The sequence below is a fragment of the Paenibacillus sp. Soil724D2 genome, assembly GCF_001427935.1.
Taxonomy (GTDB): domain Bacteria; phylum Bacillota; class Bacilli; order Paenibacillales; family NBRC-103111; genus Paenibacillus_E.
Window position 1 is genome coordinate 116,437 of sequence record NZ_LMRY01000058.1, and the last position, 20,708, is coordinate 137,144.

Annotated in this window: 24 protein-coding genes; 19 read left to right on the top strand and 5 right to left on the bottom strand. The window is 46.9% G+C overall.

Annotated features, from left to right (window positions below):
- Genes ASG85_RS33030 through ASG85_RS33055 form a run of 6 tightly spaced genes read left to right on the top strand, consistent with a single transcriptional unit; the run spans position 1 to position 6,385 of the window.
- Complete coding sequence (locus ASG85_RS33030) at positions 1-1,131, top strand: cobalt-precorrin-5B (C(1))-methyltransferase (protein WP_057306396.1); 1,131 nt, start codon at positions 1-3, stop codon at positions 1,129-1,131.
- The gene (locus ASG85_RS33035) at positions 1,128-2,363 is read left to right on the top strand and encodes a bifunctional cobalt-precorrin-7 (C(5))-methyltransferase/cobalt-precorrin-6B (C(15))-methyltransferase (protein ID WP_060649045.1); all 1,236 of its coding nucleotides are present in this window, start codon (positions 1,128-1,130) and stop codon (positions 2,361-2,363) included. The genes ASG85_RS33030 and ASG85_RS33035 overlap by 4 nt, the downstream gene beginning before the upstream one ends.
- A complete protein-coding gene (cobI, locus tag ASG85_RS33040; protein WP_057306394.1) occupies positions 2,356-3,066 on the top strand; it encodes a precorrin-2 C(20)-methyltransferase in 711 nt (236 codons plus the stop codon). Before ASG85_RS33035 ends, cobI begins: the two co-directional genes overlap by 8 nt.
- On the top strand, positions 3,067-3,843 hold the full coding sequence (gene cobM / locus ASG85_RS33045; RefSeq protein WP_057306393.1) for a precorrin-4 C(11)-methyltransferase: 777 nt from the start codon (positions 3,067-3,069) through the stop codon (positions 3,841-3,843).
- On the top strand, positions 3,840-4,997 hold the full coding sequence (locus tag ASG85_RS33050; protein WP_057306392.1) for a cobalt-precorrin 5A hydrolase: 1,158 nt from the start codon (positions 3,840-3,842) through the stop codon (positions 4,995-4,997). The genes cobM and ASG85_RS33050 overlap by 4 nt, the downstream gene beginning before the upstream one ends.
- On the top strand, positions 4,997-6,385 hold the full coding sequence (locus tag ASG85_RS33055; protein WP_057306391.1) for a cobyrinate a,c-diamide synthase: 1,389 nt from the start codon (positions 4,997-4,999) through the stop codon (positions 6,383-6,385). Before ASG85_RS33050 ends, ASG85_RS33055 begins: the two co-directional genes overlap by 1 nt.
- Before the next feature lie 46 nt (positions 6,386-6,431).
- Here ASG85_RS33055 and ASG85_RS33060 read toward each other — a convergent pair whose 3' ends face one another.
- Positions 6,432-6,698 (bottom strand): hypothetical protein, encoded by a 267-nt coding sequence (locus tag ASG85_RS33060; RefSeq protein WP_029192924.1) that lies wholly within the window; start codon positions 6,696-6,698, stop codon positions 6,432-6,434.
- 180 nt (positions 6,699-6,878) lie between these two features.
- Here ASG85_RS33060 and ASG85_RS33065 point away from each other — a divergent pair, with 180 nt between their 5' ends.
- Both ASG85_RS33065 and ASG85_RS38805 read left to right on the top strand, forming a co-directional pair.
- Entirely contained in the window at positions 6,879-7,133 is a 255-nt protein-coding gene (locus tag ASG85_RS33065) for a hypothetical protein (protein WP_057306390.1), read from the top strand.
- A gap of 329 nt (positions 7,134-7,462) precedes the next feature.
- Positions 7,463-7,639 carry a hypothetical protein gene (locus ASG85_RS38805; protein WP_164484201.1) on the top strand — a complete coding sequence of 59 codons (177 nt, stop codon included), beginning with the start codon at positions 7,463-7,465 and terminating at the stop codon, positions 7,637-7,639.
- A gap of 84 nt (positions 7,640-7,723) precedes the next feature.
- Here the strand turns inward: ASG85_RS38805 and ASG85_RS33075 are convergent, their stop codons facing one another.
- On the bottom strand, positions 7,724-7,909 hold the full coding sequence (locus ASG85_RS33075; protein ID WP_047674694.1) for a hypothetical protein: 186 nt from the start codon (positions 7,907-7,909) through the stop codon (positions 7,724-7,726).
- A gap of 130 nt (positions 7,910-8,039) precedes the next feature.
- On the opposite strand from ASG85_RS33075, the gene steA reads away from it, so the two are divergent.
- The 3 genes from steA to ASG85_RS33090 are packed head-to-tail and all read left to right on the top strand — an operon-like array spanning position 8,040 to position 10,791.
- A complete protein-coding gene (gene steA / locus ASG85_RS33080; RefSeq protein ID WP_057306388.1) occupies positions 8,040-9,194 on the top strand; it encodes a putative cytokinetic ring protein SteA in 1,155 nt (384 codons plus the stop codon).
- Positions 9,191-9,922 (top strand): glycosyltransferase family 2 protein, encoded by a 732-nt coding sequence (locus ASG85_RS33085; RefSeq protein ID WP_060649046.1) that lies wholly within the window; start codon positions 9,191-9,193, stop codon positions 9,920-9,922. Before steA ends, ASG85_RS33085 begins: the two co-directional genes overlap by 4 nt.
- Complete coding sequence (locus ASG85_RS33090) at positions 9,892-10,791, top strand: hypothetical protein (RefSeq protein WP_060649047.1); 900 nt, start codon at positions 9,892-9,894, stop codon at positions 10,789-10,791. Before ASG85_RS33085 ends, ASG85_RS33090 begins: the two co-directional genes overlap by 31 nt.
- Before the next feature lie 9 nt (positions 10,792-10,800).
- Here ASG85_RS33090 and ASG85_RS33095 read toward each other — a convergent pair whose 3' ends face one another.
- Positions 10,801-11,058 carry a DUF2627 domain-containing protein gene (locus tag ASG85_RS33095; protein ID WP_057306385.1) on the bottom strand — a complete coding sequence of 86 codons (258 nt, stop codon included), beginning with the start codon at positions 11,056-11,058 and terminating at the stop codon, positions 10,801-10,803.
- 169 nt (positions 11,059-11,227) lie between these two features.
- Between ASG85_RS33095 and lpdA the strand changes: the two genes are divergently transcribed.
- The 4 genes from lpdA to ASG85_RS33115 all read left to right on the top strand — a co-directional run bounded on the left by lpdA (position 11,228) and on the right by ASG85_RS33115 (position 16,159).
- Positions 11,228-12,652: a dihydrolipoyl dehydrogenase gene (lpdA, locus tag ASG85_RS33100; protein ID WP_057306384.1), complete on the top strand. Its 1,425-nt coding sequence runs from the start codon at positions 11,228-11,230 to the stop codon at positions 12,650-12,652.
- 107 nt (positions 12,653-12,759) lie between these two features.
- The gene (locus ASG85_RS33105; RefSeq protein ID WP_057306383.1) at positions 12,760-13,770 is read left to right on the top strand and encodes a thiamine pyrophosphate-dependent dehydrogenase E1 component subunit alpha; all 1,011 of its coding nucleotides are present in this window, start codon (positions 12,760-12,762) and stop codon (positions 13,768-13,770) included.
- A gap of 3 nt (positions 13,771-13,773) precedes the next feature.
- The gene (locus ASG85_RS33110; RefSeq protein ID WP_057306382.1) at positions 13,774-14,754 is read left to right on the top strand and encodes an alpha-ketoacid dehydrogenase subunit beta; all 981 of its coding nucleotides are present in this window, start codon (positions 13,774-13,776) and stop codon (positions 14,752-14,754) included.
- A 55-nt stretch (positions 14,755-14,809) separates the two neighbouring features.
- Positions 14,810-16,159, top strand: coding sequence for a dihydrolipoamide acetyltransferase family protein (locus ASG85_RS33115; RefSeq protein WP_060649048.1), 1,350 nt, complete (start codon positions 14,810-14,812; stop codon positions 16,157-16,159).
- A gap of 2 nt (positions 16,160-16,161) precedes the next feature.
- Here ASG85_RS33115 and prli42 read toward each other — a convergent pair whose 3' ends face one another.
- On the bottom strand, positions 16,162-16,344 hold the full coding sequence (prli42, locus tag ASG85_RS39775) for a stressosome-associated protein Prli42 (RefSeq protein WP_321166621.1): 183 nt from the start codon (positions 16,342-16,344) through the stop codon (positions 16,162-16,164).
- Between prli42 and ASG85_RS33120 the strand changes: the two genes are divergently transcribed.
- Together ASG85_RS33120 and ASG85_RS33125 are read left to right on the top strand one after the other, a co-directional pair.
- Positions 16,343-17,473, top strand: coding sequence for a M20/M25/M40 family metallo-hydrolase (locus ASG85_RS33120; RefSeq protein WP_057306380.1), 1,131 nt, complete (start codon positions 16,343-16,345; stop codon positions 17,471-17,473). The genes prli42 and ASG85_RS33120 overlap by 2 nt on opposite strands.
- A gap of 152 nt (positions 17,474-17,625) precedes the next feature.
- Entirely contained in the window at positions 17,626-18,741 is a 1,116-nt protein-coding gene (locus tag ASG85_RS33125; RefSeq protein WP_060649049.1) for a DUF3866 family protein, read from the top strand.
- Here the strand turns inward: ASG85_RS33125 and mciZ are convergent.
- Positions 18,641-18,892, bottom strand: a complete 252-nt coding sequence (gene mciZ, locus ASG85_RS40040; RefSeq protein WP_082588331.1) for a Z-ring formation inhibitor MciZ — start codon at positions 18,890-18,892, stop codon at positions 18,641-18,643. The genes ASG85_RS33125 and mciZ overlap by 101 nt on opposite strands.
- Before the next feature lie 45 nt (positions 18,893-18,937).
- On the opposite strand from mciZ, the gene ASG85_RS33130 reads away from it, so the two are divergent.
- On the top strand, positions 18,938-19,492 hold the full coding sequence (locus ASG85_RS33130; protein ID WP_060649050.1) for an NUDIX hydrolase: 555 nt from the start codon (positions 18,938-18,940) through the stop codon (positions 19,490-19,492).
- The gene (locus ASG85_RS33135) at positions 19,493-20,671 is read left to right on the top strand and encodes an endonuclease Q family protein (RefSeq protein WP_057306377.1); all 1,179 of its coding nucleotides are present in this window, start codon (positions 19,493-19,495) and stop codon (positions 20,669-20,671) included.
- The last annotated feature ends 37 nt before the right edge of the window (positions 20,672-20,708 follow it).

Consider the following 20,708-nt stretch of genomic DNA (forward strand, 5'->3'; position numbering starts at 1 on the left):
ATGGAGGAAGTACCGGGCAAGCCGCTGCGCCACGGCTACACCACCGGCTCCTGTGCAACCGCAGGAGCCAAAGCAGCACTAGTGGCGCTTATCGAGCAAGCGCCGCAAACGCACGTGCATATCCGTATCCCCATCGGGGAAACGGTTGAGTTTGCTCTGCACAGCTGCGCGTTCACGCAGCTGTGGGGCGAAGCCGCCGTCATCAAGGACGGCGGCGATGATCCCGATGCGACGCACGGTGCGGAGATCATCGTGCGCGTAAGCTTCCGTGCCGAGCCTGGCGTCGGCATCGATGGAGGCATTGGCGTTGGGCGCGTGACGAAGCCCGGCCTGCCAGTTGAGATCGGTCAAGCAGCGATCAACCCGGTCCCGAGGAAAATGATCCGCGAAACCGTGCAAGAAGTGCTTGACCATTACGAGATCGTGCACGGTGTAGACGTGCTCGTATCTGTGCCCGCCGGCGAAGAAATCGCCAAGAAGACGCTGAATGGGCGTCTTGGCATCCTCGGCGGCATCTCGATTCTCGGCACCCGTGGCACAGTGGTGCCATTCTCGAGTGCGGCCTACAAGGCCAGTGTCGCACAGGCGATTCGCGTAGCCGTGAAATGCGGCTGCAAGCATCTGGTGCTCTCGACCGGCGGCCGGACGGAAGTATTCGGGATTAGCATGTATCCCGAGCTTCCAGAGGAAGCTTTTATCGAGATGGGCGATTTCGTCGGTTTTGCGCTGATACAAGCCCAAAGACAAGGCATTCGTAAGGTGACATTGGTCGGTATGATGGGCAAGTTCTCTAAGGTTGCACAGGGTGTGATGATGGTGCATTCGAAGAGTGCCCCGGTTGATTTTGGGTTCCTTGCACAGGTTGCGATCGAATCGGAAGCTTCCGATGCTCTTGTTGAAGAAATCAGAGGCGCCAATACAGCTTCACAGGTTGGAGATTTAATGGCTTCTATGGGGAATTTGCGTTATTTTGAGCGGTTATGCGAGCGCTGTAATCTAGCTGGACTAGAAGAGGTTGCAAGAGACGGATTTGATTTCATAGAAACAGTGATCATTTCGATGAAAGCCGAACTCTTAGGGAAATCGGCGATGGTGAAGCGAAGCGAGAATGGAGAGTTGGCATACGAATGAGTAGAAGCGTAAAAGTGATTGGTGTCGGCGATAACGGACTAGGGAGCCTGCTCCCTTTATATATCAAATGGATTAATGAAAGTGAAGTACTTGTAGGCGGAGAGCGGAACCTTGCCTTTTTTCCTGAATATAAAGGCGAGAAGATCGTCATAAAAGGCAGCTTGCCAGAGCTCATGAGTAAACTCCAAAAAGAAGAGCGTTCCATTGTTATCTTGGCTTCGGGCGATCCTCTCTTTTATGGGATTGGCGTTTATGTTGAGAAGAAGCTGGAAGGTGTACAAATTTACCCGGCTGTTAGCTCGGTTCAATTGGCTTTTGCCCGGATGGGGGAAAGCTGGCACGATGCTTATATCACAAGCGTTCATGGACGGAGCATCAAGGGCTTGGCGCAGCGAATAGACGGGAAGGACAAAGTGGCCCTGCTCACGGATGAAACGAATTCACCGAGTGCGATTGCGGCTTATTTGCTTTCTTTTGGAATGTCCGAATATCGTGCCTTTGTGGCTGAGAATTTGGACGGAGCCGAAGAACGCTGTGGTTGGTACGATTTGGACCAGCTGGCCACGGCAACATTTTCACCACTCAATGTGGTTATTTTGAAAAAACAAGCCCCAGGGCCTGTTTGGCCGCTTGGTATTGAAGATGATCAGTTCGCCCAACGCAAACCGGATAAAGGGCTAATAACGAAAAAAGAGATTCGCGTATTAAGCATCAGTCAATTAGCTCTACAAGTGGATAGTGTCGTATGGGATATTGGAACTTGTACAGGCTCCATAGCCATTGAGGCGGCACGTATAGCTCGTGAAGGTGCTGTATTTGCCATCGAGAAAAACGAAGACGATCTTCAGAATTGCCTGGAAAACAGCGCCAAGTTTCGCGTTGATCTGACAGCCGTGCATGGCAGAGCACCAAAGGGTCTCGATACTTTTGCAGATCCGGATGCCATCTTTATTGGCGGAAGCGGTGGAGAGATGCAAGAGCTGCTAGAAATATGTGCAGCGAGACTGAAGCCGAATGGTAGAATTGTGTTGAACGCTGCGACAATTGAGACGTTATACGAAGCTGATAAAACGTTTGAAAAGGTTGGATTCACAACGCAGATATCGCTTGTACAAGTATCGCGCAGCAAGCCTATCCTCCATATGAAACGATTCGACGCACTGAATCCGATCTACATCATCACAGCGCAGCGCAAGCAGACAGATATGGAGGGAGGAACTGGCGATGAGTAGTCTCGGCACGCTATATGGTTTGGGTGTAGGCCCAGGCGATCCTGAATTAATTACGGTCAAGGCTTTTCGATTGTTAAAAGAATGTCCGGTCATCGCTTACCCAAGAAAGAAGCGTGGAGCCAAGAGCTATGCGCTAGCGATTACGGAGCTGTACGTGAATACGGAGCAAAAAGAAATGATGGGGCTCACTTTTCCAATGACAAGGGATAAAGAAGCGCTTGAACTGCAATGGACGAAGACGGTTGAAAGTGTTTGGGCACATTTGGTGCAAGGGAAAGATGTTGCCTTCGTGACGGAGGGCGACCCGATGATTTATAGCACTTACATTCACTTGATGCGTCTTATGAACGAACGTCATCCTGAAGTTAAGGCTGTCTCCATTCCAGGAATATCTTCGATTAACGCGTCTGCTTCTCGTTTGGGCATCCCCTTAGCGGATGGTGATGAGCAAATTGCTATCGTCCCGGCTATGGACGACTACGACAAGATGCGCAAGGCCATTGAAGAACATGATTGTGTCGTCTTCATCAAGGTCGCTAAAGTGATAGATTTGATGCTATCCGTACTTCACGATCTCGGACTCGTGAATAAGGCATCCGTTTTAACTAAAGTTACTTCCTCGGAGGAAGAGATTTGGCGTAATGTGGAAGAACTGCAAGGACGAGAATTAGAATATTTAACCTTGATGGTGGTGAGAAAATAGATGAAACTCTATATTATTGGTGCGGGACCAGGAGATCCGGATTTGATCACTGTGAAAGGCTTAAAGCTTCTTCAACAAGCAGATGTTGTGATGTATACGGACTCGCTTGTGAATGAAGAGTTGATTGCTAAGGCGAAGCCTGAAGCAGAAGTACTGAAAAGCTCCGGCATGGAGTTGGTGGAAATGGTTGGCATCATCGTCGACCGCCTTAAACAAGGAAAGATGGTTGTGCGCGTGCACACCGGAGATCCAGCCATGTTCGGGGCAACAATGGAACAAATCGCCTTGCTGCGTAAAGAAAACATTGGCTATGAAATTATTCCAGGCGTAAGCTCCGTCTTCGCTTCAGCCGCGGCTGTTGGCGCAGAGCTAACGATTCCAGAACTTACCCAGACGGTTATTCTAACTCGAGCGGAAGGCCGTACGCCAGTGCCTGAGCTTGAGAAATTGCGTGATCTTGCCGCACATCATTGTACAATTGCATTGTTCCTGAGTGCTACTTTAATCAAGAAAGTTGTTAGCGAGTTTGTTGAGGCGGGTTGGAGCGAGGAGACACCTGTTGCGGTCGTTCAGCGTGCTACCTGGCCGGATCAGCTCATTGTTCGTACGACGGTAGGGAAGCTGGAAGAGGATATGCGGAGCCATGGCATCCGTTCGCATGCGATGATTCTGGCAGGCTGGGCGCTGGATCCGGAAATTCATGGCAAAGAGGAGTACCGCTCCAAGTTATATGATAAATCATTTACACACCGCTTCCGCAGAGGGGTTAAGCCATGACGATTAGTCTGCAAGAAGGAGTCATTCCTGTTATACGACAGCAAAATGACTATGCGATCGTAGCTATTACGAAACATGGTGTTGAGATTGCACGCAAGCTGAATGAGCAAATGAGCGGCACGGATGTCTATTACATGAGCAAATTCGTCAAAGGTGATGAAGAGCAGCGCTCGATTCAACTTTTTACAGGAAGTGTAAGGTTATTATTTCCAGCCTTATTTCCTGCATACCAAGGACTTATTATCATCATTTCCTTAGGTGCTGTTGTTCGTATGATTGCTCCATTACTTAAAGATAAGAAAAAAGATCCTGGTGTTGTAGTTATTGATGATAATGGGGAGCATGTCATTAGCGTGCTTTCTGGGCATTTGGGCGGCGCCAATGAGCTAACCCATGAGGTCGCAGCTGCTATTGATGCAAGGGCTGTAATTACTACGGCATCGGATGTTCAGAAAACGATACCTGTCGACCTCTTCGGCCGTCGATTCGGCTGGGTTTGGGACTCGGCAGATAAACTGACCCCGGTCAGCGCTGCTGTCGTCAATGAAGAGCGAATTGCCGTTATTCAGGAATCGGGTGAACCGAATTGGTGGACGCATGAGCGACCTATACCCGCCAATATTAGGCGGTTCACATCAATTTCGGAGGGTCGAGCAAGCGAGCCGAATGCCGTTCTGCTCATTACGCATCGGCTTTTGGAGCCAGAGGAGGAGAGCGTTTTAACTAACGGTGTGCTGTACAGACCGAAAGTTATCATACTCGGAATAGGCTGTAACCGCGGTACTTTATCAGATGAAATTGAACAAGTCATACAAGTAACACTTGAAGAGCTATCATTTTCCATTCGAAGCGTGAAAGCAGTATGTACGATCGATTTGAAGAAGGACGAAGTTGGCTTGCTCGAGGTTACCCGTAATCACGGCTGGGAGTTCATCACCTATACTCCTGATGAGTTGAACACAGTGAGCGTTGAGGCACCGTCTGAGACTGTGTATCAGTTTACAGGAGCGTATGCGGTGAGTGAGCCGGCTGTTAAGCTTTACACGGGTCAAGATAAATTAGCTTTAGTTAAGAAAAAATCAGGAAACGTCACCATATCTGTGGGATTACTCGAATTTACAGGTTCTACGCAATATGGACGAGGTGGCTTGTGATGGATCATCGGATTGTCATAGCAGGCACAGGCAGTGGTGTAGGGAAGACCACCTTGACCATCGGGATTATGGCTGCTTTGCAGAAACGAGGAAATACGGTTCAGGGATTTAAGTGTGGTCCCGATTATATTGATCCTACCTATCATTCGGCAGTAACGGGAAGGCCTTCACGCAACTTGGATTCATGGATGACTGGGCGTGAAGCGGTGAAGGAAATATTTGAACGCGGAAGCCAAGGGTCAGATATATCGATTATCGAAGGTGTTATGGGGATGTTTGATGGCAAAAACCCGCTGACAGATGAAGGCAGTACCGCAGATATAGGACGCATTCTAGGTGCTCCGATCGTGTTGATTGTCAACATTGCCAGTATGGCAAGAAGCGCCGCTGCGATTGTAAAAGGCTTTCAGCAGTTTGGTCAAGGCGATAACATTGTAGGAGTTATTGCCAATCGAGCAGGCAGCGAAGGGCATTATAAGATGGTTAAGCAAGCCATCGAGCAGGAATGCGGTGTTCCTGTCTTAGGGTATCTGCCGCGCGACGCAAACATTGAACTACCTGAAAGGCATTTGGGTCTGGTTCCATCGATTGAGCGAGGCGAGCTCCAACCTTTTTTTGAGCTTTTGGCTAACAAAGTGACAGCACATATAGATTTGGACCTTTTGTTGGATTTAGCCGCAGCTGAGCCAATAAATAGTAAGTCCGTTTTATTCACTAGCAAAGATCAACTTGACGAACTTAAGAGAGTTAAAATTGCGATCGCCAAAGATGCCGCATTTCATTTTTATTATCCGGAAAATCTGGAGCTGTTAGAGGCGAGCGGTGCGGAATGTGTATTCTTTTCGCCGCTTGCTGGTGAACAGGTTCCTCCTGATGCGGACGGACTTTACATTGGCGGAGGGTTTCCCGAGGAATTCGCAGAGCGATTAGCTGCCGAAGAAGGGGTTAAGGCCTCAATTCGCAGCCGAATTGAGGAAGGTATCCCGACACTCGCTGAATGCGGTGGATTTATGTTCCTCACGGAACAAATTGTAGATACGACAGGAAATGAATTTCCAATGGTTGGCATGATCCCCGGAAAAGTCACCATGCAGACGAAGTTAGCAGCTCTAGGTTACCGCGAGGTTACAGGTGTAGAGGAAAACTTCTTGTTTTCCGCAGGCGAACAGGCTCGCGGCCATGAATTTCATTATTCAACTTTTCAAGCTAATGAGGGTGTGGATGTAAAAGCTGCCTTTCAATTGAAAGGCCGGTTTGGAACCAAAGCAGACGGATATCTCACTGGGAATCTTGTTGCCGGTTATACACATTTGCATTTCGCATCTAATCCGAATATGGTGAAAGAATGGATTCATGCGTGTACGCAGTATCAACAAAGTCGTAACTAACAATGAAACCCCTTAGCTGAATTAGCTAGGGGGTTTCGTCATGCCATTATTTTATGAAGGTTAGCGCTTGATCCGCGATTGAATATTTGTAACGGTCAAGACAGTTGCAAAGGTAATCTTTGCGGCAGATCGGACAAGGTTCTTTCATCAATCTATTCAAATCAGTCACTTTGCCGATACCCGTTTCGGAATCTCTTTCGAAGAAAAGACGGCATTTGTTGCGGTCTTTCAGTGAGACAACGACTTCGAAAAGACCATTTTTTTTGTTATCACTAACTATTGTTGCATCTACTACTTGCGGATCGTATGCCATTGTAATTCCTCCTAAGAGTTTTGCTTTAGCAAAACTTTCTACGTAAGCTTAAGCATAAACTAGCATTGTCGTATAGGGATCCTTGACCTGCGATCAAAGTTTCACCTCGTTGTTTAGCTTGTGCGCATTAGTATATTATATAAATAAAAAAGATTTAATTCAATAGGAGGGCCTACACTCGTGATTATGGACTATTGTGAACAAGAAATGTCGGAAGGGAAGATACAACTCCATATCGGCCTTCAGTTTGAAGATGAACCTGATTCCTTATATGTAGCGGAGTTAGAGTTGGGAGATAACGGAGTTGTGAGCGAGTGGAAGCTGTTCTTTAACGGGTTTGATTGTAACTATACCTTTCGTCCTGCGGAAAAAGAAGCGTTAGTCCTTTATGCAGCGGAACAAGGAATTACGATCCAAGAACGTTATGAAGCATGAAAAAAGGAATCGTCACCATGCGAATGGTTCAAATTCCTTGATTTGTGTTTATGATTTTGTTTCGTTAGTAATTGTTTCAGTGTAGGCGTCGTTTTAGTTACAGGGTTGACTCCATGCCAGTGCAGTCGATGGATAGCAGGATCTAGCTTACCTTCGCGTAAACTTCGTTGTCGATTTTTTTGTGCTTGGGTTCGTGACATTCGGATTCCTCTTTTCTTCATTCAAATTGGATTGTTACTCTTGTTAATTGTAATTAATCAGTTGCCTAGCTGCAATGGAAAGTTTTCTTATCAATTATATATTCACTTCATTTAGAAAAGGGTGAGGGCTTGCGTATTCAAATTCAATTAGCCGTGTCAGGCGAAATGGTTAAGCAGGATGTACTTGAAATACCGGAATATAAACTTGGTGAAATGACTGATGAAGAAATCGAAAGTGCGATTGAAATAAAAATCCGCACATGGGTAGATCGCATGGTGCAAGTTGAATGGGAAGTGCTTGAATAACGAAGAAAATAACGTAGATCGTATAGAGCTCCGAAGGAGATTAATCCCCTTCGGAGCTCTTTGTGTGTGCAATGGTATGTATGTTTAGTGAACGATGTTGCCAACTCCGGTCTTTTGCAAGGCGTGCTCCCAGCTTGGGTAATAATACAGGGCATTTTTCATAAGATCAGGATGCAGCTTCTTCACATTTTTTTTGGCTAGCGACTCTCCGGTGTTGTGAAGCTGTACAATGTGGCCTAACACTTCGTCTGCGCTCATGTTTAGCTCCATGGATGTTTCATCTCCTTTCAATAAGAATATAACCCAATACTTGCCATTGGATAGGTAAAATATACATAGAATATAGTGGCAAAGGGCAAAATAAGCGAGCCAAGAGACGAAAGGAAAGTCGGTGTCTATCATGAATTGGCCCTCGTTGTCATTGTTTTCTTCGAAGCCGCTGCCGCTCTGCAAAGGGAAGATTAACGTAGGGGCGATTACGAAAGTATTGCTGCGTGATTTGCCGCCAGGCCGAATCGTTGTTCTGCAGCACCGTGACTTAGATGAAGTCATTGCACAGGAACTCATCGACCATAAAGTAAAAGCGATCATAAATTGCCACCAAACGATGAGTGGCACTTATCCAACCCAAGGCCCCCTGCTGCTGCTGCAGCAGCATATACGGATTTGGGAAGTGGAGTCGTCGGCGTTCGAAGTTTTTGAATCGAATAAGGAGATTGCGATTTATGAGGATAGGATCATCATCGGAGATCAGCATATCGCCTGTACCGCATTTACACGTGAGAACTGGATGAACTTGCAGCAGCTTGCGAACGATCAATCGTCAAGGCTTTTGGAGCAATTTATTGATAATACATTAACCTATGCAATTCGGGAGAAACAAGCTGTTATGGAGCCGCTGCCCACACTACACCTTAGGGTAAATTGCGAGGGTAAGTATGTATTGGTTGTTTCCAGAAGGAAAGGGTATAAGAAGGATTTACTTGCCGCAAAAGCATTTATCTCAAAGGTCAAGCCGATTCTGATTGGGGTTGATGGGGGGGCAGATGCGCTGCTGGAGTGCGGTTATCAGCCGCATCTGATTGTTGGGGATATGGACAGTGTGACGGATCGAGCCCTTTTGTGCGGTGCGGAGTTAATTGTCCATGCTTACCCGAATGGAACGGCACCGGGGATAGCTCGTACGAACGCATTAGGGTTATTCGCGCATGTACTGCCTTGTTTCGGAACCAGTGAGGACGCGGCGCTTTTACTCGCCTTTGAGCAGCGGGGGGAGTGGCTAGTTACGGTTGGTGCGCATACTCATATGATTGATTTTCTGGAGAAAGGGAGGGAGGGCATGGGAAGCACGCTTCTTGTTCGGATGAAGGTAGGGTCGCGTTTGGTAGATATCAAAAGTATAGGCGCCCTGTATAAGCAGCCGTATCTATGGACGAAAGAGGTTGCCACCACTGCTTTTCTTTCACTTTTCTTTATTGCTTTAGGGCTTTTTCAGCTTCACTGGATTTTGAAGCGAGTTGCTCACGTAGTTTGGAATCTAGGAGGTGAAGGATGAAGCCGTATCTATCCATCATTATTCCAGCTTGGAATGAAGCAAGCACGATTCCGAGTACACTACAACATCTGTTGAATCAGGCAGACTTCATTTGGAGTACGGGGATGAGATTCGAAATTATTGTGGTCGACGATGGCAGCGTCGATAATACCTATGAAGCTGCTTGGCCTTGGGTGGACAAGCTGGTCAAGCATGACCGCCGGCGCGGCAAAGGAGCGGCGATGCAATCAGGTGTCGCCAAGGCTCGTGGCGACCTGCTGCTCTTTCTTGACGCCGACTTGCAGGCTACGGCCGGGGAGGCGCTCGTCCTCATCGAGCCGCTGCTGCGGCGCGAAGCGGATATGGCGATAGCGAAGCTGCCGCCGTCCGGCGCCAAAGCAGGCTTCGGCTTGGTCAAGGGCTTGGCCCGCCGCGGTATTCACCGGCTCAGCGGCTATAAGACCGAAGCTCCCTTGTCTGGACAGCGCGCGGTGCGTGCTGATCGGCTGCGGGAGCTTGGAGGCTTCGCGCGCGGCTTCGGCGTGGAAGTCGCGCTAACGATCGATGCGGTGAGGCATGGCTTTCGCATCGTGGAGCTAGACGTGCCAATCACGCACCGGGAAACGGGGCGGGATTGGCACGGATACATGCACCGCGGCAGGCAATTCGCCGCGGTCAGTTTGACACTGCTGACTCGCTGGAAGGAGAGGAAGCGGATATGGTTCTCATCGGATCGATCCTCGATCTGATTGTGCTTGGAGCGGCAGGGTGGTGGATGCTGCCGCACGTAAGGCGCTTTCTGGAGGCCCATGGGCAAGTAGGGCCGAACTATCTTGGCCATACCATCCCTCGCGGGATGGGGGTCGTTCTTTGGTTGCTCTTATGGCTTCAGGAGCTGGTTCTTCAAGGTGCTCTAAAGCTAGAATCTTCAGGCTTGATGGGCGAAATTTCATTACTTAAAGAGCTTAGTACCCTTGAAGTGAATAATCGGGCATTCACTTTTTCCGCTACATTTATTTTCTTATTAGGTTGGACAGATGATTTAATAGGAAGTAAAGCTGTAAAAGGTCTTAAGGGACATTTTCGGTATTGGATGGAGTCAAAGACTTTATCGATGGGAGCCGTTAAGGCGATAGGCACATTATCGATTGCCGCATGGCTTGTTTTAGCGGTCGGAAACGATCAAACCCCCATCTGGCAGATGGGGGTTGAGCTTATCCTGCTGATACTAATGACGAATACCTTGAACTTGCTTGACGTTCGTCCAGGTCGATCATTAAAAGCATTTTTGGGTAGTTTTTGTGCGGTTTTGCTCTTAGGATATTATTTTTTAGACTTGGATACGAGTTTGTTTTTTCCAATGATCCCAGTATGCATGGGTGGCTTGATCCTTTATAGCCTTGATATTAGAGGCTTTGGGATGCTTGGTGATGCCGGATCGAATCTACTTGGTTTTACATTGGGTTATGGAATTATTATGATCTTTCCTTGGGAGGCACAATGTGTGATTGTTGCTGTAATCGGCTTCCTTCATAGACAAGCGGAGGTGAGCTCCATTACACAAATGATTGAACAGAACCGGTTCCTTCATTGGTTAGATCGTTTAGGCCGGACTTGAAAGTCCGGTCTATTTGCGTCGGTTAGGTTTAAATCTTGGTGCCACATAATTTCGTTTGCGATCACGGAAAAACGTCCATCCTCCAATAAAAGCAACACCTAGAAGAAACAAAATTAGCCCAAGGATAAATTTTCCCCACAACAGATGTCCGTCCGTATCGAATTGAGCGAAAAAGGCATCCTTCATGGCAAGGAACCCATAGGTAGCTGTCAAACCGGGAATGACGAGAAGAAGAATAGCAATAAATCGATAAAATGGCGCTCTCATAGCTGCTCCTTACTTTGCATAAAACATGTTTTATATCATCATACTCTGAAACTGTTAGTGTGTCTAATTCACAAATAAGACTATGATTTGGTGACCAAAAAAGGGTAATATAATAGAGTGAAGTGTATACATATGAGGTAGTGAACGCTTAATAGGGAGGAAATACATAATGAGTGAACATAGATATGATGTCGTCGTACTTGGTGGTGGTATTGGAGGTTATACCGCGGCTATACGGGCAGCACAATTAGGGAAAACTGTAGCTGTCGTGGAAAGGGACAAGCTTGGAGGCACTTGTTTACATCAAGGCTGTATTCCAAGTAAATCTCTCCTTCGGAGTGCGGAAGTATACGCAACAATGAAGAAAAGTGAGGAATATGGCATTTCTGCTGAATCCATCGAAGTAAAGTTTGACAGTGTGCTTAACCGTAAGCAACGTATTGTTGATCAACTGCATCAAGGACTGCAATTCCTGATGAAGAAAAATAAAATCACGGTCCATTACGGCAATGGACGCATTATTGGGCCTTCTATCTTTTCACCACGCAGCGGTGCTGTTTCTGTAGAGAAGGAAGACGGGGATATCGAAACGCTTCTATCGAGTAATTTGATCATTGCTACAGGTTCCAGACCGCGTAGTTTACCAGGTTTAGAGATCGATGGTACCCATATTTTAACGAGTGAAGACGCTTTGCGTATGGAGAACCTTCCGAAGTCAATCATCATTGTAGGTGGCGGTGTGATTGGCGTAGAATGGGCTTCGATGCTGAGCGATTTTGGCGTAGCGGTTACCATAGTTGAACTGGATAAACGATTAGTGAGCTTAGAGGATGCGGATATCTCCAAAGAGCTGGAGCGCTTGTTTAAGAAACGTGGCATTACTTTGGTTACTGGAGCAAAAGTGCTTCCTGATTCCGTTAAGGTAACGGAAGGCAGTGTTACTTTACAAGCGGACAAGCAAGGGGAAATTGTTGAATTAACAGCAGATAAGGTGCTTGTTTCTGTTGGCCGAATAGCGAATATTGAGGGAATCGGACTTGAAAATACGGATATTAAAATAGATAAAGGTGTCATTCGTGTGAATCGGTTCATGCAAACGACGGAATCACATATCTATGCGGTTGGCGACGTTATTGGAGGACTTATGCTGGCTCATATGGCCGGTCATGAAGGGATTCTGGCAGCTGAACACCTGGCTGGTCAAACTCCGCATGAGCTGCAAGCGCATCTCGTTTCAAGATGTACATATACAAGACCGGAAATAGCTAGTGTTGGTTGGACCGAACAACAGGCCGCCCTCCAAGGACACAAAGTGAAAATTGGCAAATTCAGCTTCAAAGGGATTGGGAAAGCACTTGTATATGGAGATACAGACGGCTTCGTAAAGGTTATAGCAGATAGCGAAACGAATGACATTCTTGGTGTACATATGATTGGACCGCATGTGACTAACAGCATATCTGAAGCAGCACTTGCACAGGTACTGAATGCGACGCCTTGGGAAGTGGGACAAACCATTCATCCGCATCCCACTTTATCAGAAGCATTAGGAGAAGCAATGCTGGCCGTGGATGGGATTGCAATTAGCGGATAAAAATTGTAATCATAAACATTTGCGTTTATAATAAGCATATAGAGTCAAGTACTAGGACCAGGTAATAATTTATGTGGTACTTAAAATTTCTAAAGGAGGCAACCTCCATGTCTATTGGTCAACTATATAAACATAGAAGTTTAGGTTTGTCTGACGACGAAGCCGTTCGTATGTATACAGTCATGAGTCTTGCTGCTAAATATGATGAGCGAGCTTTCATGCTTCAACGCGCAGGTAAAATACCTTTTCACGTATCTGGTATGGGACAATATGCGGGTCAAGTAGGGATGGCTTTTGCGATGAAAGCGCAAAAAGATTATTTTTTGCCGTATTATCGTGACTATGCGTTCGTACTATCTGTCGGCATGACAGTAAGGGATTTAATGCTGGCGGTTTTTTGCAAAGCAGAAGACGTTAACAGCGGTGGAAGACAAATGGCTGGTCACTTTGGCGATAAGAAAAATCATATCGTCACAGGGTCGTCCCCTGTTACGACTCAAGTTCCGCATGCTGCTGGTATCGCGCTTGCAGCCAAAATGAAAAAGCAAGACTTCGCCACCTTTGTTTCCTTCGGTGAAGGCTCCAGCAATCAAGGGGATTTCCACGAGGGCTGTAATTTCGCGGGTGTACATAAGCTTCCTGTTATTTTCGTTTGTGAAAATAATCAATACGCGATTTCTGTTCCTCTTCATAAACAAGTGGCAGGAAAAATCGCGGATCGTGCGCTCGGGTATGGTTTCCCAGGTATTCAAGTAGATGGCAGCGATGTATTAGAAATGTATCGGGTGACGAAGGAAGCAAGAGAAAGAGCCGTTCGTGGCGAAGGTCCAACGCTCATCGAAATGATTTCTTATCGACTCATGCCTCATTCAACGTCGGATGATGACATGCTGTACCGGACGAAAGAAGAAGTTGAACAGAACCGTCAAAAAGACGGCATCCTTAAATTCAAAGAATATTTAATGGAATGCGGTCTATGGAGTGATGATCAGGATCGTGACCTTCAGGAACGGCAAAAGCAAGAGATTAATGAAGCTACAAAGTATGCGGATCTCGCGCCTTATCCGAAACCGGAAGATACGCTCCTTCATGTTTATGCAGAAGGAGATGACCAATAAATTATGGCTGTAATTACATATTTGGAAGCAATCCGTTCTGCCATGCAGGAGGAAATGCAGCAGGATGATAACGTCTTCGTACTTGGTGAAGATGTTGGTAAAGGTGGTGTCTTGAACACGACCAAAGGGCTGCGTGATTTGTTTGGAGAAGAGCGAGTTCTAGACACGCCGCTAGCGGAGTCTGCCATTGTAGGCGTGGCTATTGGTGCTGCGATGTATGGGATGAAACCGATCGCCGAAATTCAGTTTGCTGATTTCATCTTCCCAGCAACGAATCAAATTCTTAGTGAAGCGGCTAAGATTCGTTATCGTTCTAATAATGATTGGACTTGCCCGATCGTCATTCGTGCTCCATATGGAGCGACCGGAGCAGGTGCCTTGTACCATTCCCAATGTCCGGAATCTGTTTTCTTTGGCACGCCGGGTGTTAAAATCGTAGCGCCTTCGAATCCATATGATGCGAAGGGGCTGCTGAAGGCAGCAATCCGAGATGCCGATCCTGTGTTATTCTTCGAGCACAAGAAGTGCTATCTGGCGTTATCTGCGGACGTGCCAGATGACGACTACATCGTGCCGATCGGCAAGGCCGACATCAAGCGCCAGGGCACAGACATTACAGTCATCGCCTACGGTATGGTTGTCAATTATGCATTACAAGCAGCTGAAGAGCTTGCGAAGGAAGGCATTTCCGCGCATGTACTCGACCTGCGTTCGCTACAGCCGCTAGACAAAGAAGCTATTTTGGAGGCTGCTAGGAAAACAGGCAAAGTGCTCATCGCCCATGAAGACAACAAAACAGGCGGCGTTGGTGCTGAAGTGTCGGCGATTATCGCCGAAGAAATGCTGTTCGAGCTCGATGCGCCTATCGCAAGACTTTGCGGCCCAGACGTTCCGGCAGTTGGTAGCAATCCACCGATGGAGAAATTTTTTCTGCTCAATGCAGATAAGCTGAAGGATGCCATGCACCAGCTTGCTATGTTCTAATTTACACATCTAATATCCTTTCATTGATCATGTCCTGAACTTAGGAGGTACACCCATGAACCAAACCAACAGCCGACTAACCGAGGTCACAGTCCCGCATCTAGCGGAGAGCCTTGTTTCGGCTACAATAGGCAAATGGCTCAAGAAGCCAGGCGATTATATCGAACAATACGATGTGCTTTGTGAGCTTTTCACAGAGAAAGTGAATACGGAAATGCCTTCACCCATTGAAGGCACACTTGTAAAAATTATTGTCGGCGACGGCGAGACAGCTGCTGTTGGCGAAGCCATTTGTTTGATTGAAGAGCCTGGTGCTGCTTTAGCGAACGGAGCATCAACCGCTGCAGCTGCTAGTCATACTGGAGCTGAACTGGCTGAAGACTCAGACCAAAGCATGCGCGGTCGTTATTCACCAGCTGTACACCGGCTTGCACAAGACAATCGCATAGATTTGTCTCGTGTTGCAGGAACGGGGCTTGGCGGAAGAATTACGCGTAAGGACGTTGAGCAATTCATCGCCTCTGGTGGAGCTAATGCAGCTCCTGCCGCCGTACAAACGAATCCACCGGCAGCTTCTGTTGCTCCACAAACCGTTCCACCTGTGGATCCGAAGCAGGCCCACCAGCCTGTTCGCAGCTCTGGCATCCATTTATCCGCCAGTCCGCAAACGCCGTTGATTGAAGCGGAAGGACATTCATTAGACGCTCGCAATGAGCATTTCATTGACGTTACACCAATGCGCAATGCCATTGCTTCAAAAATGCGCCAGAGTGTAACAGAAATTCCGCATGCATGGACAATGATTGAGGTCGATGTAACGAATCTTGTTGTTCTGCGGAATAAAGTGAAAGACGAGTTTATGCGCCGAGAAGGCATTAACTTAACGTACTTGGCATTCATGCTGAAAGCGGTCGTCAATGCTATTAAGGATTACCCGATCATCAACTCCGTCTGGGCCGTAGATAAAATTATCGTGAAACGCGATATTAACATTTCGTTGTCTGTCGGAACGGAAGATTCGGTCTTGACGCCAGTCATCAAAAAAGCGGATCAAAAAAATATCGCAGGACTAGCCAGAGAAATTGATGAATTGACGAAGAAAACACGTGCGGGGAAATTATCGTTGAATGATATGGTTGGCGGGACATTTACTGTAAATAATACAGGCTCCTTCGGCTCGATTCTGTCTTATCCGATCATCAACTACCCGCAAGCAGCTATTGTGACCTTCGAATCGATTGTGAAGAAGCCCGTCGTTATTCAAGATATGATTGCGGTTCGTTCGATGGTTAACCTTTGTCTGTCACTGGATCACCGTATTCTTGACGGTGTCATCTGTGGCCGGTTCCTACAGAGAGTGAAAGAAAATTTAGAAAGTTATAACGCGGATACAAAGATTTATTAAAACTATGAATCAAAAAATAATCCCGCAGTAAACAATATGCTTGATAGCAGCATCGTGATCAGCATTAGGTAAATCACGATTTTAAACCAACGCTTATTCTGTAACAATGAAGATTCACTCCTTTTTCGTGAAAAAGCTTGTACGGTTTTATTGTAACTCATAGAGTGTATCGGAGGAAAGTACATGATTCAGCAAAATCGTTTGGTGGAAGAGTTTATCTCCCTTGTGCAAGTAGACAGCGAGACCCGATTTGAGCAAGAGATTTGTGTCGTTCTTAAAGAAAAGTTCAGTCGTTTAGGGTTGCATGTTGTAGAAGATAATTCGATGGCGAAAAGCGGCCATGGATCAGGGAATTTGATCTGTACACTTGAAGCAACGGACAGCAACGCAGCAATTCCGACTATTTTCTTCACTTCTCATATGGATACGGTAGCTCCTGGGAAAGGTATCAAGCCGCAAATTGGCGATGATGGCTATATCCGCAGCGATGGAACGACGATCCTTGGCAGCGATGATAAAGCGGGTATCGCGGCGATGATCGAAGGCATTCAAGTGTTAAAAGAGCAAAACATTCCACATGGCCGCATTCAATTCGTTATTACGGCAGGGGAAGAGAGCGGTCTGAAAGGCGCCCGCGCCATGGATCGCAGCGTTATGGAAGCTGAGTTCGGCTTTGCACTTGATTCTAACGGTGCCATTGGCGATATCGCAACAGCAGCGCCTGGACGTGCAGAAATTGAAATTATTTTCCACGGAAAGTCAGCTCATGCCGGTGTTAATCCTGAAGACGGCATCAGTGCCATCCAAGTAGCGAGTAAAGCAGTTTCGCGTATGTCGCTCGGTCGAATTGACAACGAAACGACTGCGAATATTGGCAGTTTCTCAGGCGTAGGTCCTTTGAACGTGGTATGCGATAAAGTGAAGATGGAAGCGGAAGCACGCAGCATTGTTCAGCATAAGCTGGAAGCTCAAATCGCCGCGATGAAAGAAGCTTGCGAATCAGCAGCAGCTGATGCTGGCACTACTTGCGAGTTTAACGCGGATATTGTATATGCTTCCTATATGCATGATGACTCTGCTCCTATTGTACAATTGACCGCTAGAGCACTCTCAACCCTCGGATTGACAGCTCGAACCTTCCACTCCGGCGGCGGCAGTGATGCGAATATCTTCAACGGAATGGGCATACCAACCGTTAATCTCGCTGTTGGTTATCATGAAATTCATACAACAAAAGAACATATTGCCATCAGTGATTTAGTCAAAACGGCTGAATTACTCGTTGCTCTCGTGAAGGAAGCTGCGAAAGTTTAATTCACCACTTTTCTAGAGAACCGATTAGTCTGCCAATGACATGGCATGGCTGGTCGGTTTTTTTCAGTCATTCAACCGATAAATTGGGGTAAAACGAAATCAATCCTCATATGCTTCGAGTAAGACACGTCCAGGAAGGGGAAACTGGCTTGATGATACGGGATGAGGGTACGGTTGCGGAAATTATTTCAGTTAGAGAGGGACTACAGATTGTCACTGTACGAATGCGGAGCGGTGAGCTTGAGCGTGCTGTACACTACACGGATACATTACCTTTGTTAACTCCTGGGGACCTGGTTGACTTAAATGTAACTGCCATGAAGCTGAGGTTAGGTTCAGGGGGATTTCATATCGTAATATCCATTCGCGACCGAGGATCGGATCACGATTCAGCATCTACATCATCAAATGGACACATTATGAAGCTCAAATATACCCCAATGCAGCGAAGTGTGCTCGCTATTGAAGAACCTGCTAGCTCGTTTCATTCTTCATTTCAAGGTGACATGAATCTAGAGGGGATGCCCGTCTTGCTGGGAGAATTGCACAGTATGCTGCCTGTCGTGATGTGCTGGCTCAGATATCGGCAGCAACAAAGAAATTTATCTGATCGTGCTTTGGAGGTCGCCTATATCATGACAGATGGGGGGGCTCTTCCAATCGCATGGAGTGAGCATGTGGCGATACTTGAGGGGATGGAATGGCTTAAAACAACCATTACTTATGGTCAATCCTACGGCGGTAAGGTGGAGGCGGTTAACAAATTTAGTGCATTAGTTGCAGCGAAGCATGCAGTGAATGCAGATATCAGTCTTGTAACTATGGGACCAGGCATCGTGGGAACGAATACCCGATACGGTTTCTCGGGTCTTGAGGTTGGTGAGCTCGTGAATGCTGTATCCGCTTTAGGCGGGATTCCAGTGGTCATCCCTAGAATTTCTTTTGCTGATCCTAGGATTCGGCATCAGGGCATTAGTCATCATACGCTTACTGCGCTGCAGCTGGCAGCGAGATGTCCGGCTGTAGTGCCTCTCCCAATTTTGGGCGCTAAGGAAAATGCTATTGTGCAAAAACAAGCGCAGAACCTGCAGCTGCATCAAATAGAAGCCATGCCGAGCCCATCGATTGCGGAAATCGCTGAAGCTTTTTCGCAGTATCCACAGCCCATTACCTCGATGGGAAGGGGATTATCGCAGGACCCGGTTTATTTCCAAGCGATTTGTGCGGCTGCGGATTGTGCAAGCCAGTTACATAATCCACTAGTGTAATGGTATTCCCACCTTGCTGCAGCATCAACTGCAATTGACGTTTGATTTCCCAGGCCTTCCCTACAAGTCGAATTTGACGGTCGGTTACATAGCTCTTCATATCCATTTTCCTCTTTTCAGGTGAAATTTTGATATAATGAACGATATGCATGAATGGGACAAGTTAGACCAACTTTAACAAGGGTGAGGTGTTCGTATGATATTACACAAAAAATTCGAAGAAATAACGGTTAAGACTGAATCTATTTTCAAAGGTAAAATCATTTCGTTGCAGGTGGATCATGTGAAGCTGCCAAATGGGGAGATTGCAACACGTGAAATCGTAAAACACCCCGGCGCTGTAGCTGTTATTCCGCTATTAGGAGATAAAATGATCGTTGTAGAACAATATCGAAAGCCGCTGGAGAAAAGTCAGGTCGAGATCCCGGCCGGTAAGCTGGATGCAGGTGAGGAGCCGCTAAAGGCAGCTTTACGCGAATTAAAGGAAGAAACGGGTTATCGCACGGATAATATGAAGCTGGTTAGTTCCTTCTATACCTCGCCAGGTTTCGCGGATGAAATCATTCATCTCTATCTCGCAGAAGATTTGGTAAAGGGCGAAGCGAATCCGGATGAGGATGAATTCCTCGAATGCGAATCGATTACTTTGGAACAAGCACAGCAGTACATACGTGAAGGGCGAATTAGCGACGCGAAGACGATTATGGCTGTTTACGCTTGGCAGCTGTATCTTTTAACGGGTCAAATCTAAATGAATGCTTATTATGTTGATCTCCATATTCACATAGGTCGATCAGAGAAGGGACAAGCGATTAAGATTAGCGCTTCGAATGACCTGACTTTCTTCAATATTGCGCAGGAAGCTGCTGTTAGAAAAGGAATGGACATCATCGGTATTATCGATTGTCACTCGCCTTCTGTTCAGGATGACATTATGACGTACTTGGATCGGGGTGAGATGGAGGAGCTGGAGGGCGGCGGCATCCGGTATCAGGACACGACGATTATGTTGGGCAGTGAAATTGAGGTGCGGGATCCAGGCATGGGCCCGGCCCATTTGCTTGCCTATATGCCTAATCTGAAAGTGATGCAGGGGTTCACGCAATGGATGAAGGGGCACATGAAAAATGTGGAGCTAAGCTCTCAACGCATTTATGTACCCGCTCGCGTACTTCAAGAAGAAGTGCTAGGCAGGGGGGGTATCCTAATACCTGCGCATATTTTTACTCCACATAAAAGTGTGTATGGAAGTGCGACTTCTAAGATGAAGTACCTTCTAGATCTTAATGGTATCTCTGCTGTCGAGCTTGGTCTTAGTTCTGATTCCGATATGGCCGGTTTAATTTCGGAGCTTGACCCGTTCACATTCGTTACGAACTCAGATGCACACTCTCTTGGCAAAATCGGACGTGAGTACAACGAAATGAAGCTGGCTGCCCCTACGTATGAGGAACTCGTTAAAGCGCTGCATCGTCAAGAGGAACGCGGTATAATAGCTAACTACGGCCTTAATCCACGGCTTGGGAAATACCACCGAACCTATTGCAGCTTATGTGAATCCGTTTTGGATGAAAGTGAAACGACTGTCCAGCGCTGTGCCGACTGTGGCAGCAATAAAATTATTAGAGGAGTCATGGATCGGATCCTGAACTTAGCAGACCGTGAAAAAGCTTTCCTTCCGTCTTATCGACCTCCGTATCAGTATCAAGTTCCACTAGAATTTATCCCAGGGCTCGGGCCTAAGAAGCTTGAACAACTGCTTCGCCGCTTCGGAACGGAAATGAATGTGCTGCATCGCACGACACCGGAAGAGCTTGCAAGTGAAATTGGTGAAGAAATTGCTTCTTATATTGTAAAAGCGCGAGAGGGCACCTTACAGCTTGAAGTTGGCGGCGGGGGTAAATACGGCAAAGTTAAAAATCGTTCATAGTTTCCAATACTCGCTCATAAGCTTGTCTTTGTAGAGG

Coding starts and splice junctions, on each gene's coding strand:
- ASG85_RS33115 (WP_060649048.1), top strand. CDS start 14,810: ATGAACCAAACCAACAGCCGACTAACCGAGGTCACAGTCCCGCATCTA.
- ASG85_RS33030 (WP_057306396.1), top strand. CDS start 1: ATGGAGGAAGTACCGGGCAAGCCGCTGCGCCACGGCTACACCACCGGC.
- cobM (WP_057306393.1), top strand. CDS start 3,067: ATGAAACTCTATATTATTGGTGCGGGACCAGGAGATCCGGATTTGATC.
- steA (WP_057306388.1), top strand. CDS start 8,040: ATGAATTGGCCCTCGTTGTCATTGTTTTCTTCGAAGCCGCTGCCGCTC.
- ASG85_RS33110 (WP_057306382.1), top strand. CDS start 13,774: ATGGCTGTAATTACATATTTGGAAGCAATCCGTTCTGCCATGCAGGAG.
- mciZ (WP_082588331.1), bottom strand. CDS start 18,892: ATGCATATCGTTCATTATATCAAAATTTCACCTGAAAAGAGGAAAATG.
- ASG85_RS33120 (WP_057306380.1), top strand. CDS start 16,343: ATGATTCAGCAAAATCGTTTGGTGGAAGAGTTTATCTCCCTTGTGCAA.
- lpdA (WP_057306384.1), top strand. CDS start 11,228: ATGAGTGAACATAGATATGATGTCGTCGTACTTGGTGGTGGTATTGGA.
- ASG85_RS33125 (WP_060649049.1), top strand. CDS start 17,626: ATGATACGGGATGAGGGTACGGTTGCGGAAATTATTTCAGTTAGAGAG.
- ASG85_RS33055 (WP_057306391.1), top strand. CDS start 4,997: ATGGATCATCGGATTGTCATAGCAGGCACAGGCAGTGGTGTAGGGAAG.
- ASG85_RS33095 (WP_057306385.1), bottom strand. CDS start 11,058: ATGAGAGCGCCATTTTATCGATTTATTGCTATTCTTCTTCTCGTCATT.
- ASG85_RS33090 (WP_060649047.1), top strand. CDS start 9,892: ATGGTTCTCATCGGATCGATCCTCGATCTGATTGTGCTTGGAGCGGCA.
- ASG85_RS33035 (WP_060649045.1), top strand. CDS start 1,128: ATGAGTAGAAGCGTAAAAGTGATTGGTGTCGGCGATAACGGACTAGGG.
- ASG85_RS33105 (WP_057306383.1), top strand. CDS start 12,760: ATGTCTATTGGTCAACTATATAAACATAGAAGTTTAGGTTTGTCTGAC.
- ASG85_RS33130 (WP_060649050.1), top strand. CDS start 18,938: ATGATATTACACAAAAAATTCGAAGAAATAACGGTTAAGACTGAATCT.
- cobI (WP_057306394.1), top strand. CDS start 2,356: ATGAGTAGTCTCGGCACGCTATATGGTTTGGGTGTAGGCCCAGGCGAT.
- ASG85_RS33050 (WP_057306392.1), top strand. CDS start 3,840: ATGACGATTAGTCTGCAAGAAGGAGTCATTCCTGTTATACGACAGCAA.
- ASG85_RS33060 (WP_029192924.1), bottom strand. CDS start 6,698: ATGGCATACGATCCGCAAGTAGTAGATGCAACAATAGTTAGTGATAAC.
- prli42 (WP_321166621.1), bottom strand. CDS start 16,344: ATGTACTTTCCTCCGATACACTCTATGAGTTACAATAAAACCGTACAA.
- ASG85_RS33075 (WP_047674694.1), bottom strand. CDS start 7,909: ATGGAGCTAAACATGAGCGCAGACGAAGTGTTAGGCCACATTGTACAG.
- ASG85_RS33135 (WP_057306377.1), top strand. CDS start 19,493: ATGAATGCTTATTATGTTGATCTCCATATTCACATAGGTCGATCAGAG.
- ASG85_RS33085 (WP_060649046.1), top strand. CDS start 9,191: ATGAAGCCGTATCTATCCATCATTATTCCAGCTTGGAATGAAGCAAGC.